Source organism: Corynebacterium sp. HMSC08C04 (genome assembly GCF_001807495.1).
GTDB lineage: Bacteria > Actinomycetota > Actinomycetes > Mycobacteriales > Mycobacteriaceae > Corynebacterium > Corynebacterium simulans.
On record NZ_KV789205.1, the window covers coordinates 43,635 to 56,954 of the forward strand.

Annotated in this window: 6 protein-coding genes; 5 read left to right on the top strand and 1 reads right to left on the bottom strand. The window is 64.2% G+C overall.

The window, feature by feature from the left end; translation table 11 throughout:
- The first annotated feature begins 91 nt into the window (after positions 1-91).
- From HMPREF3169_RS05165 to HMPREF3169_RS05185, 5 genes are all read left to right on the top strand, one after another.
- Entirely contained in the window at positions 92-9,205 is a 9,114-nt protein-coding gene (locus HMPREF3169_RS05165) for a type I polyketide synthase (protein WP_083286066.1), read from the top strand.
- Between the two features lie 210 nt (positions 9,206-9,415).
- Positions 9,416-10,381 carry a substrate-binding domain-containing protein gene (locus HMPREF3169_RS05170; RefSeq protein WP_371441006.1) on the top strand — a complete coding sequence of 322 codons (966 nt, stop codon included), beginning with the start codon at positions 9,416-9,418 and terminating at the stop codon, positions 10,379-10,381.
- 119 nt (positions 10,382-10,500) lie between these two features.
- The gene (locus HMPREF3169_RS05175) at positions 10,501-11,472 is read left to right on the top strand and encodes an ABC transporter permease (protein ID WP_201040752.1); all 972 of its coding nucleotides are present in this window, start codon (positions 10,501-10,503) and stop codon (positions 11,470-11,472) included.
- An 11-nt stretch (positions 11,473-11,483) separates the two neighbouring features.
- The gene (locus tag HMPREF3169_RS05180; protein ID WP_061924336.1) at positions 11,484-12,248 is read left to right on the top strand and encodes an ATP-binding cassette domain-containing protein; all 765 of its coding nucleotides are present in this window, start codon (positions 11,484-11,486) and stop codon (positions 12,246-12,248) included.
- A gap of 11 nt (positions 12,249-12,259) precedes the next feature.
- Positions 12,260-12,691, top strand: a complete 432-nt coding sequence (locus HMPREF3169_RS05185) for a holo-ACP synthase AcpS (RefSeq protein WP_061924333.1) — start codon at positions 12,260-12,262, stop codon at positions 12,689-12,691.
- Here the strand turns inward: HMPREF3169_RS05185 and HMPREF3169_RS05190 are convergent.
- The gene (locus HMPREF3169_RS05190) at positions 12,688-13,320 is read right to left on the bottom strand and encodes a TetR/AcrR family transcriptional regulator (protein WP_061924329.1); all 633 of its coding nucleotides are present in this window, start codon (positions 13,318-13,320) and stop codon (positions 12,688-12,690) included. The genes HMPREF3169_RS05185 and HMPREF3169_RS05190 overlap by 4 nt on opposite strands.

Below are 13,320 nucleotides of genomic sequence, written 5' to 3' on the forward strand. Positions count from 1 at the left end.
ATGGTTTCCTCATGATTTTGTGGCATGCTGTTTTTCTGACTTTCTGATACAAAACAATTCTGGCCGCACTCGCATAGGAGCAGCAACCACAGTGAGTACCACCCCGCGTACCGAAACTACGACCATTATCCAGCCGCATTCCACAGGAAAACGCTTGGTCAACCGCCTAGACGCCGAACCTTTCGCGCTGTCATTTTCGGGCCAGGGCTATGCCTGGCTTCCCAATCTGCAGGCATCCATCGCCGCAGGCGCAGGCACCCGCCTTGCCGGGCACCTGAAGCAGGCGGAAAAGATCCTCGAGCCACTCGCAGACGATCTCGCCGCCGCCTTCCCGCACGGCTTTGCCCCGCTCGAGTGGGCAGCACCAGCGAACTCGCCGCGCATTAACCTGGCGGATTCTGCTATCTCTACCCCGGGCATCGTCACCGCCCAGGTTGGTGTGCTCGAAGCGCTTTCTGCCCAGGGGCTCGACGTCTCGCAGGCGGTCGCGGCCATTGGTCATTCCCAGGGCACCTTGAGCACGTTTGTTGCCACCGGCCGCGCCGAAGCCGGCGAGGTCATCGTTTTGGCGCAGCTCATCGGTGCCGCTATCACGCGTACAGCCCGCACTCATGGTTTGGTCCGCAACGCTGAGGGTTCTCCTATGGTGGCAGTCTCCGGTGCCACTCAAGAGCAGATTGAAAAGGCTGGCGGTCGTATCGGCCTGCGCAATGGCCGCGACAAGTTCATCATCGTCGGTACCCCGGCGGAGGTAGCCGCAGTTCAAGGCCGCCTCGAAGCGGCGGCCTCCAAGGACGCTAAGCTCGTCGAATCCAAGCAGCGCGGCGGCGCCCCGTTCGCACCTCGCTTTAGCCAGCTCGACATCCAGGCTGCCTACCACCACCCGGCAATGGAAGAGGCCGTTGCGCAGGTCATCGTGTGGGGTAAAACCGCAGGTCTTGATCCCGTGCTCGTGGAGGAGGGCGCCCGTGCCGTCCTCACCGACATCGTCGATTGGCCAGCCCGCGTCACCGAGGCCATCGAGGCAGGCGCCCGCTGGATCTTCGAGTGCGGCCCTGATGGCGGCGTCGAGCCGCTGACCCGAGACATCGTCGCAGGACGAGGAATCGGCACCTTGGTGGTGTGCGGTTCGCAAGGGCAGTCGCAGCTTTTCGACGCCGGCCAGGCACCCGCCCTGCCCATGTCCTGGGAGCGCTTCCGTCCGATCCTGCGCGCAGGTCGCCTTTTCACCAAGTTCACCGAGGCAACCGGCTATTCGCCAGTCATGCTGCCCGGCATGACCCCTTCCACCGTCGACCCAGAAATCGTGGCTGCAGCAGCCAACGCTGGTCACTGGGCAGAGCTCGCAGGCGGTGGCCAGACCACCAACGCCTTGCTGGCACGCAACTTGGAGAAGCTAGAGGAACTCCTCGAGCCAGGCGTGAACGCACAGTTCAACGCCATGTATCTCTCCGCATCGCAGTGGCGCCGCCAGATCGCTGGCGAGCGCGCCCTACCCAAGGCACGCGCAAACGGTGCGCCCATCAACGGCGTGGTTGTCTCTGCTGGTATCCCACCGCTCGATGAGGCAGTGGAACTCGTAGAATCCCTGCACGCGGACAACTTCCCGTGGGTCGCATTCAAGCCAGGCACCATCAAGCAGATCGACCAAGTACTGCGCATCGCCGAGCAGGCCCCAGGACTTATCATCATGCAGGTCGAAGGCGGTCACGCCGGTGGCCACCACTCGTGGGAGGACCTCGACGAGCTGCTCGCTGCCACCTATGGTCGCATCCGCGAGCACGACAACGTGGTGCTGGCCGTCGGCGGCGGCATCGGCACCCCAGCCCGCGGCGTTCAGTACCTGCTGGGCACCTGGGCACACAAGCAGGGGCTGCCGGATGCGCCTGTCGACGCCATCATGGTGGGCACCGCCGCCATGGCGACCAAGGAATCCACCGCTTCCGAATCCGTGAAGCGCGCACTCGTGGCCGCGCAGCCGACCGTCCAGAACGACGGCTGGGCCGGCGTGGGCGCTGCAGCCCAGGACTTCGGCGGCTCCGTGACCTCCGGACTGTCCCAGCTGGGCGCGGACATCCACGAGATCGACAACTCCTTCGCACGCGCCGGGCGCCTGCTCGACGAGGTCGCGGGCGACGCTGAGGCCGTGGCCGCACGTCGTGACGAGATCATCGAGGCCATCGGCAAGACCTGCAAGCCTTACTTCGGCGACCTTGACTCTATGACCTACGCGCAGTGGCTCGAGCGCTACCTTGAGCTTTCCTACATGGGGCAGTGGGTCGACGAATCCTGGTTCCAGCGCTTCGTCGCGATGGTGGAGCGCACCGAGGCCCGCCTCAACCCGGCGGATCACGGCGAGATCGAACTTCAGGTCACCGCAGAGCGCGAGAACCCGGAGCAGGCAGTCAAGCAGCTGCGCGAGCTCCTGGGCAGCGCCGCCCTCGACCAGCTCGTCCACCCAGGCGACGCCGCGTGGTTCCTGCAGCTGCTCAACCAGAAGGGCAAGCCCGCCAACTTCGTCCCCGTCATCGACGCGGAGGTCCGCCGTCTGTGGCGCCAGGACTCCCTGTGGCAGGCCCTCGACGAGCGCTACGACGCCGACCAAGTCTGCATCATCCCAGGCACCACCGCAGTCGGTGGCATCGAGCGCGCTGACGAGCCGGTGGCTGAGCTGCTTGCCCGCTTCGAGCAGGCCGCAACAGATGAGCTGACCCAGGCCGGTGTACAAGACAAATCAGAGCACTCGGACTTCGACAAAATCCTCAAGGCGCCAATGGTCAATTGGGCAGGCCGCGAGCAGCTCAACCCTCTTCGCCTCGTGCTTGGCATCGGCCAGTTCTTGGCTGAGTCGATCGAGAGCAAAGACAACGGCTCCCGCTTTCAGAAGCTTGCCGAAGGCGAGTACTGGCTGAGCGTCCCGCTCAAGGGCGCGATTGCAGGCGCGCAACTGCGCCTGCGCATCACCCCACCGCAGATTCCGGGCGCCTCGCCGCTTATCACCGAGGCCGATGCCGCTGAGTCCATGCGCGAGCTGGCTCGCGTCGCCGCCGGCGGCACCCTGCCGGAGGTAACCGGTGGCACCGCCATCTGGTCCGGCGAGCTCAGCGCCGCGGATTCCGCGGACTATGAAAACGTCACCGCGGGCTATGCGCCTGCCGACGCCCTTTCCGCAGACGTTGCCGAGGGCGCACACGTGGCCCCAGACGTCCTCGTGGGCAAGGCCTGGCCAGCCGTGTTCGCGGTCATCGCCAATGCAGTTACCGAAGACGGAACCAACGTCGTGGAAGGCCTGCTCAACCTGGTCCACTTGGAGCACAACCTCGAACTCAAGTCCGCCCTGCCGCGCGAGGCGAAGCTGCGCATCACCGCCACCGCGGGCGAGGTCCGCGACACCCCAGTCGGCCGCGTCGTCGACGTCGCAGTAGATATTGAGACGGCCACCGATGGTGCTTCCGCAGCTGGTGCAGACACCGCAGGCACCCCGGTTGCGCGCCTCTTCGAGCGCTTCGCAATCCAGGGTCGTCGCGGAGAGCAGGAACTCGGCGCAGCGGACTTAGCCGCAGGTGCAGCGTCCACCACTGCGGAAAAGCCGCGCAGCTTCCGCCACGAAATGACCGTGACCGCCCCGCAGTCGATGCACCCATTCGCCGCGGTCACGGGCGACCGCAACCCCATCCACGTTGCCGATCTCGCCGCCCAGCTGGCTGGCCTGCAGGACGGCGTCATCGTCCACGGCATGTGGACCTCCGCGCTGGCGCAGCTGGCCGCCGCTTTCGACGGCGCCGCAGTCCGTGAGTGGAGCGCCACCATGCAGGCGCCTGTCCTGCCCGGCGCGCAGGTCACCTTCGTGGTCGAGCGCGTGGGCCTGGACACCCGCCCAGGCTTCGGCGAGGTCCGAGCCGTCACCGCTTCCGTCGACGGCGTTCCGGTCCTTGAGGCTCGCGCAACTGTCGCTGACAAGCTGACCTTCTACGGCTTCCCCGGCCAGGGCATCCAGTCGCAGGGGATGGGCATGGACGCCTTCGCGGCGTCGTCAAGCGCCCGCTCCGTGTGGGAACGCGCGGACAAGCACACCCGCTCCAAGTTGGGATTTTCCATCCTGGAGATCGTGCGCAACAATCCGCAGTCCGTCACCGTGCGCGGCGAGGAGTTCACGCACCCGGACGGCGCTCTTTTCCTGACCCAGTTCACGCAGGTAGCCATGGCTACCCTGGGCTGCGCGCAGATCGCCGAGATGCAGGAGGCCGGCGTCCTTGACTCCGGCGCCTACTTTGCGGGCCACTCCGTGGGCGAGTACAACGCCCTTGCCGCCTACGCGCAGGTGCTCTCCCTCGAAGCAGTAGTGGAGATCGTCTACGCCCGTGGCCTGACCATGCACCGCCTGGTCGAGCGCGACGCCGAGGGCAACTCCAACTATGGACTGGCGGCGCTGCGTCCGAACAAGATCGGCGTCTCCGCCAAGGACGTGTTCCCGTACGTTGCTGAGATTTCCGCGCAGACCGGCGAGTTCCTAGAGATCGTCAACTACAACATTGCAGGCGTGCAGTACGCCGTCGCCGGTACTCGCGCGGGGCTTAACGCCCTGCGTGCCGACGCCGAGCGCCGCGCGCCGGGGGCGCGTGCCTTCATCCAGATCCCGGGCATCGACGTGCCGTTCCACTCCTCTCATCTGCTGGGCGGCGTGCCTGCCTTCCGCGAGCACCTCGATTCCCTGATTCCGGCGGACATCGACCTGGATATCCTCGTGGGCCACTACGTGCCGAACCTGGTCGCGCGTCCATTTGAGCTCACTGAAGAATTCGTGCAGGCCATTGACTCCGTGGTGGACTCTGAGCCCGTCAAGGCCATCCTGTCTGACTTCGCGGGCGCCCTTGAGAACCCGGTTCAGTTGGGCCGCACCCTGCTCATTGAGCTTTTGGCCTGGCAGTTCGCTTCACCTGTCCGATGGATCGAAACCCAGGATCTCCTGCTTAGCGAGCCGGGCACCATCGGCGGCGCTGGCACCCCGGGCCTGGGCGTGGGGCGCTTTGTCGAGGTGGGCGTGGGTTCCTCGCCAACGCTGGCGAACATGCTGGGCCAGACCCTGCGCCTGCCGCAGTATGCAGGCCACGGCATCGAGGTGCTCAACATCGAGCGCGACCGCGATGTCGTCTTCGCTGAGGATGCCATCGCTCGCCCGGAGCCGGAGCAGACTGCAGCGGCTCAATCTGGTGCCGAGGGTGGTGCTGTCGAATCTGACGCTACCGCAGCAAGCCTGGTCCCTGAGACCTCGGCAGCAGCGGAGACCACGACCCTCGTGGCTCCGGTTCCGGCACCTGCTGCGGGTGGCGAGACCCCAGCGGATAAGCCGTTGAGCGCGCAGTTCGCCACCGAAATGCTCGTGGCGGTGTGGACCAAGGTTCGCCTGGATCAGATGGGTCCTGCCGATACCATCGAACTGCTCGTCGAGGGCGTGTCCTCCCGCCGCAACCAGCTCCTGCTGGATCTGGGGGTGGAGTTCGGCCTGGGCGCTATCGATGGCGCGGCCGATGCTGCGCTGTCGGAACTCAAGGAGACTGTCGCAGGCATGGCCAAGGGCTATAAGGCCTTTGGCCCGGTCCTGGGCGAGCAGGTAGCTGATGCGCTGCGCCGCCTTACTGGACCTGCCGGAAAGAAGCCTGGCTACGTGGCTGAGCGCGTCACCGGCGCCTGGGGCTTAGGCGAAGGCTGGGCAGACCGCGTCATCGCTGAGCTTGTCCTCGGCACTCGCGAGGGCGCGTCCCTACGCGGCGGCGACCTGGCCACGCTCGGCACGGGCGCTGCGAATGCCAAGGAGCTGGATGCGCTTATCGACGCCGCCGTGACCGCCGCCGGACAGCGCGAGGGGATTAGCATCGCGATGCCTTCCGCGGGTGGTGCCGCGGGCGGTGGGGTAGTGGACTCCGCGGCTTTGGATGCCTACACCGCGGAAATGACCGATACCCTTGCGGAGACCGCCCGCACCTTGCTGTCCAAGCTGGGAGTTGCGGCGCCTGCCACCGAGTTTTCGGAAGTAGATGAGAACGCCGCACTGGCGGAGCTAGTCTCCCGTGAGCTGGGCTCCGATTGGGCCAAGCAGGTGGCGCCGTCCTTCGATGCGGATAAAGCAGTGCTTCTTGACGACCGCTGGGCTTCTGCCCGCGAGGATCTTGCGCGTGTTGCCGCGGGCGAGCTCAACGCTGCGGACGTCGATGTTCTGGGCGCTGGCGAAGCCGTGGCGCGGCTGGCGGAGCACTTTGGCCTGCCGGATCACGCGCAGGAAGCGCGTGTGGATGCCGCTAGCTTGACCATGAGCAACGACGTTGCCGTGGTTACTGGTGGCTCCCCGAACTCGATTGCGGCCGCTATCATCGGCGAGCTCCTCAACGAGGGCGCCACTGTGGTGGCAACCACCTCGCGCCTAAACCATGACCGCGTGGAGTTCTACAAGGAGCTCTACCGCACGCGCGCCGCTGGTTCCGCCGCGTTGTGGGTGGTCCCTGCGAACTTGAGCTCCTTTAAAGATCTCGACGCCTTGGTGGAGTGGATTGGTAACGAGCAGACAGCCACAGTGGGTGGCAAGTCCAAGCTGGTCAAGCCGGCGCTGGTGCCGACCTTGCTCTTCCCGTTCGCTGCTCCGCGCGTGCAGGGCACGCTGGCCGACGCCGGCGCCCAGGCCGAGTCGCAGATGCGTCTGCTGCTGTGGTCGGTGGAGAAGCTCATCGCGGGCCTGTCTCAGCTGGGCGCGGATACCCACGTGGGCCAGCGCCTGCACGTGGTGCTGCCAGGCAGCCCGAACCGTGGTCGCTTCGGTGGCGACGGCGCCTATGGTGAGGCCAAGGCGGCACTCGACGCCCTGGTTACCCGCTGGAAGGCAGAGCCTGTCTGGGGCGAGCGCACCTCGCTGGTCCACGCCCACATTGGTTGGGTACGTGGCACTGGCCTGATGGGCGGAAACGACCCAATGGTCGAGCTTGTCGAGGCCAAGGGCGTGGAAACCTACTCCACCGAGGAAATGGCTATCAAGCTGGTCGACGGCGGCGCCAACTCCGATGTGCGTGAGCAGGCGGCCCAGGGTCCAGTCACCCTTGACTTCACCGGCGGGCTGGGCGAGGCCGACCTCAACCTGCCTGAACTGGCCCGCGAGGCCACGCAGCGTGCGGAGCAAACAAGCGCATCCAATGGCGGCGTCATCCGGGCCCCGAAGACGGTGCAAGCACTGCCGAACCCGCTGTCCCCGTTGCAGTGGACCACGCCAGACTTCAGCGGCGTGACGCAGTCGTTCGATGACATGGTCGTCATCGTCGGCGCAGGTGAGCTCGGTCCGCTGGGTTCCTCGCGTACCCGCTTCGAGGTCGAGCTCTCCGGCGAGCTTTCCGCTGCCGGCGTGCTTGAGCTGGCCTGGACCACGGGCCTTATCAAGTGGGATGCGCAGTCGGCCCAGTGGATCGTTCTGGAGACCGGCGAAGCCATTGCCGAGGAAGACGTCTACGAACAGTTCCATGACCAAGTGATGGCCAACATCGGCGTGCGCCGCTACCACGATGACTTCGGCCCGCACATGCCGATGGTGGACAACCTCGCACCTGAATTGACCACCATTTACCTGGAGAAGCCGCTGACCTTCACCGTGGACGATGAAGCAACCGCCAAGTCCTTCGTAGAAGAAGTTGAGGGCGCTACGGCGCACTTCGATGGTGAGGAATGGCAGGTTACCCGCCCGGCCGGCTCGCCAGTGCGTGTGCCGCGCCGCGTGGCAATGTCGCGCTTCGTCGGCGGCCAGGTACCCACCGGATTCGACCCGGCGGTCTATGGCATCCCGGCCGACATGATCGACAACCTCGACCGCGTGGCGCTGTGGAACATCGTGTGCACCGTGGATGCATTCCTCTCGGCGGGCTTCAGCCCGGCAGAGCTGCTCGCGAGCGTTCACCCCGCACGCGTGTCCTCGACGCAGGGCACCGGCATGGGCGGCATGGCCTCCCTGCGCTCGCTCTACGTGGATAAGCTGCTGGCGCAGTCGCGCCCGAACGACATCCTGCAGGAAGCCCTGCCGAATGTGGTGGCAGCGCACGTGATGCAGTCCTACGTGGGCGGCTACGGCCAGATGGTCCACCCGGTTGCAGCCTGCGCTACCGCTGCGGTCTCCGTGGAGGAAGCGATGGATAAGCTGCGCCTGCACAAGGCAGACTTCGTGGTCGCTGGTGGTATCGATGACTTGTCCATCGAAGGCATCACAGGCTTCGGAGACATGGCGGCCACCGCGGATTCCGCGGAGATGGAAGCCAAGGGAATCGACCACAAGTACTTCTCCCGCGCAAACGACCGACGCCGTGGCGGCTTCATCGAGTCTGAAGGTGGCGGCACCCTGCTGTTGGCCCGTGGCTCATTCGCCGCGGAGCAGGGACTGCCGGTTCTGGGCGTGGTGGCCTTCGCGGAGTCCTTCGCGGACGGCGCTCACACCTCCATCCCCGCGCCGGGATTGGGCGCGCTGTCTGCTGCCCGTGGCGGCGTGGATTCCCGCTTGGCGCAGGCCCTGCGTGCTCATGGCGTCACGCCGGATGAGGTGTCCATCATCTCCAAGCACGACACCTCGACTAATGCGAATGACCCGAACGAGTCGGATCTACACGAGCGCATTGCTGCCGCGATGGGACGCAATAGCGGCAACCCGATGTACGTGATTTCGCAGAAGACCCTGACTGGCCACGCCAAGGGTGGTGCCGCCGCGTTCCAGATGGTTGGCCTGACGCAGGTCCTGCGTGAGGGCATCCTGCCGCCGAACCGCTCCCTGGATTGCGTGGACCCGGTGCTGGCTAAGCATGAGCACCTGGTTTGGCTACGTCATCAGCTGGACCTGCGCGGAAACCAGGCAAAAGCGCCGAAGGCTGGCCTTGTTACTTCGCTGGGATTCGGCCACGTCTCCGCTCTGGTGGCGGTGGTGCACCCCGGTGCGTTCTTGGTGGCATTGGCTGCGGCGCGCGGTAGCGATGCGGCAACACGGTGGGAAGCGCGAGCTCAGGCACGTGAGCGCGCCGGGCTGCGTCGTATTGAGTCCGCCATGCGCGGTGGGGCAGCGCTCTATGAGCGCCCCGTCGACCGCAACCTGGGCGGGACTGGTGACGCCGTGAAGGAACGAGAAGCCCGTGTCCTCCTTGATGACAGCGCACGCTTGCAGGGTGGTGTGCTTAGCCTCGGGAAAGGATAAAAACCTTTAGGACTGCGGTTTAGGGAGGGCACCCCAGCTTGTGGGGTAGCCCTCTTCTTGTGTGTTGTTCGCGCAAAACGGGGGTGAAATTCGCCGCGAAAGTGCCAGCGTGTTCCGTCTGAAACGATAAAGATGCAGGTCATGAGGTTTGAGTAGCTGCTTGCGGTGGGGCACTATGCAAGGGTGAAGTTCAACGTTAAAGCAAGCAAGATTGTGGGAACTGTGGCTTTGGTAGCCGCACTTGGGGGATGTTCGGCTACAGGCGGTGCCCCGCGTGCTGACGAAGAAGGCGGCCTCGCCGGGGGAGTGGACACCGAGCGCATCGTGGTGTCGATGATCTCCCACGGCGCCCCTGGTGATACCTACTGGGACTTGGTCCGCAAGGGCGCCGAGGACGCTGCCAAGAAAGACAACATCGAGCTGCGCTACTCCTCCGACCCGCAGGCACCGAACCAGGCTAACCTCGTCCAATCCGCCATCGATTCCGGCGTCGACGGCATCGCCGTAACCATGCCGAACGCGGGCGCCATCGGCCCAGTGGCCAAGAAAGCTTCCGAGGCTGGAATTCCCACCGTCGGCCTGAACGCCGGCATGGATGAGTATCAAAAGTACGGCATGAGCGCCTTCTTTGGTCAAGAAGAAAAGGTTGCTGGCAACAAGGCGGGCGAGCGCCTGAAATCCCAGGGCGCGAAGCACACGCTGTGCGTTATCCACGAGCAAGGCAACAAGTCCCAGGAGGACCGCTGCGCGGGTCTCAAGAAGGGGCAGGGCAGCAAGGTGGAACTGCTCTACGTCAACGGTCAGGATCTCACCGCCGCGCAGTCCACGCTGAACGCGAAGCTCGCTCAGGATAAGTCCATCGATTGGGTCATGGCGCTCCAGGCGCCCGTCGCGCTTCGCGCGGTCGACGCTATTGCCGACGCCGGTGCATCCGCCAAGGTCGCCACCTTCGATACCAACGCTGAGCTTGTCGACGCCATCGCCCAAGGCGACGTCGCCTGGGCCGTGGATCAGCAGCCTTATATGCAGGGCTACCTCGCAGTTGATGCGCTGTGGCTTGCGCACCGCAATGGTTCGACCGTCGGCGGTGGACGCCCGGTCTATACCGGCCCATCCTTCGTTGACGAGAACAACGTCGACGTGATTTCTGAATCTGCGAAGGAAGGCCTGCGATGACAGTTCGGACCACGCAAGTAGCAAACACCGCGGCTAAAGATGCGGCAAAGGGTGAGGAAAATACGGCGTCGCCAAGCGCGGATGGAAGGCTGCACAAGCGCAGCCTGGGTACGAGAATCATGCGCCGCCCCGAGCTGGCCAGCGTGCTCGGCGCGCTCGTCATCTTCGCGCTGTTTATGGCAGTCGCGCCCTCGTTCCGCTCGATGGAGGCCTTCTCCACGGTGCTCTATGCCAGCTCCACGCTCGGCATCGTCGCGCTCGCCGTGGGTCTTTTGATGATTGGTAACGAGTTTGACTTATCGTCCGGCGTTGCCGTAACCACTGCGGCGCTGGTGGCCACCATGCTCAACTACAACCTGCACCTAAACTCCTGGGTAGGCGCGGGGCTCTCGCTGCTGGTCGCGCTTTCCATCGGTGCCTTAAATGGCCTGCTTGTGGTGCACACGAAGATTGATTCCTTCCTTATCACTCTCGCTGCTTTCCTAATGTTGCAAGGCTTAAACCTCGCAGTGACGAAGCTGATTACCGGCCAGGTTGCCACCCCGTCCATTGCGGATATGGAGGGCTTTCCCACAGCGCAGACCATATTCGCCGGGACCATCCACATCGGTACACTCAGCATTCGTGCCACCGTCTTGTGGTGGATTTTCTTCGTGGCGCTGGCCTCCTTCGTGCTGTACAAGACCCGCTTTGGTAACTGGGTCTTTGCCGTCGGCGGCGATGCAGAAGCAGCGCGCGCGGTAGGCGTTCCGGTGCGCCGCGTGAAGGTGATTTTGTTTATGCTCGTCGGCTTCGCCGCATGGTTCGTCGGCATGCATACCCTCTTTGCCTTTGACTCCATCCAGGCGGGCCAAGGCATTGGTAACGAGTTCCTCTACATCATCGCGGCCGTCATCGGCGGCTGCTCCATGACTGGCGGGCGCGGTACGGCCGTGGGCACCGCTATTGGTGCAGTCATTTTCGGCATGACCAACCAAGGCATCGTGTATGCCGGCTGGAACCCGGACTGGTTCAAGTTCTTCCTCGGCGCCATGTTGCTGTTTGCGGTGCTGACCAATAGTTCCGTGGCTAATTTCAACAAGCGAAAGTAGGGCAGACCATCATGACTACTACAGCTATTGAGCTGCGTGAGATTGAGCAAACATTCGGCAACTTTCAGGCGCTGCGCGGGATTTCCATGAAACTGGTCCCTGGCACGGTCACGTGCGTGCTGGGCGATAACGGCGCCGGCAAGTCCACGCTGATAAAAATTTTGTCCGGCCTGAACACTCCAACAGGCGGGCAGCTGCTTGTCGACGACGCGCCCACCACCTTCTCTAACCCCCGCGACGCGTTGGACGCGGGCATTGCCACCGTCTATCAAGACTTGGCACTTGTGCCGCAGCTTTCGGTTTGGCGTAACTTCTTCTTAGGCCAAGAGCTCACGGGCCGTTTCGGCGGCCTGCAGGAGAATAAGATGCGCGCCATCGCCCGCGAGCAGCTGGCGCAGATGGGCGTGGAGCTGCCCGACATCGACGTCGAGTTGGAGGCGCTTTCCGGCGGGCAGCGCCAGGTGGTCGCGATTGCCCGCGCCATCTACTTCGGCGCGCGCTACATCGTGCTGGACGAGCCGACTGCGGCACTAGGCGTCAAGCAATCCGGCATGGTGCTGCGCTTTATCGCGGCGGCCAAGCAGCGCGGCATGGGCGTGGTCTTTATTACCCACAACCCGCAGCACGCTTACCTGGTGGGAGATCGCTTCGTGGTCTTGAACCTTGGCGAGGTGGCACTGAACGCTGACAAGGCCGACGCGAGCGTCGAAGAGCTGACGAAGTGGATGGCCGGTGGCGCAGAGATGGAAACCCTCAAGGCGGAGTTGGCCAGCTAGAATAAGCGGCCATGAGCCAAGCAACCTTCGCCGTGGGCACGGACCTCGTTTGTATCTCCGAGTTTGCCCAGCAGCTGGAGCTGCCAGGCACTCGCTTCGAGGGCGTCTTTAGCCCCACGGAGTTGCGCGTGGCAGCGACGAAGCCGAGTCCACAGCGCCGCGCTGAGCATTTGGCCGGACGCTGGGCGGCAAAGGAAGCCTTCATCAAAGCGTGGTCGCAGGCCCTCTATGGGCGCCCGCCGGTGCTTGCGGAAGATGAGGTGCGTTGGGCAGAAATTGAGGTCCAGCCCGATGCCTGGGGCAGGGTAGCTATCTCGCTTAAAGGCGCAATCCGCGAGCGCGCCGCAGCCAGCCTGGGCCAGTTTTTCACCTCGCTGAGCATTAGCCACGATGGTGATTACGCCACTGCGACGGTGCTGCTGCAGATTGCTTCAGCTGGTTAGCTCGTCGCTACAGCGAAGAGATAGGCGATGAGCATGCGCTTGATTTCGCGCACGACGTCATCAAAGCTCTCTGGCTCCCCCGAAGCCGCGTAATTGAGCATGGAGACCACCGTGTGCACCAAGAAACCGGAAAGTTCGATGCGTTCGTCATAGCTCATCTGCTGGGCAAGCGGCTCCAAGATATCCGCCAAGGGCTTGAGCATCTGCAGCTCGGTATCGGCGGCGGTAGCGCGGGTGGCAGGGGTGGATTGCACCGCATGCCAGACTGCCCGGCGCGAAGGATCCTCACGCCACATACGGGCCAGATGGTCGATGAACTCGTCCAAGAAATCCGGCCACTGCAGGGCCGGGACATGCTCGGAGAAGCGGCGGATTTCCTCCAGGTTGCCCGCGGTATCTTGGCGGTCTAGTTCGCAGATGAGCACGTATTTATTGGCGAAGAACTGATACAGCGTGCCGATGGGAACCTCGGCGCGCCGGGAGACTTCGTCGAAGGTGAAGGACTCAAAGCCGACGTCGACAAGCACGCTTCGCGCAGCCTTGAGGATTCGATTGAACTTCTCGCGGCTGCGTGCTTGGGCGGGGCGCCGGCGGGGAACCAGCAGCTCTGTGTCCTGCTTAGTGCTCAT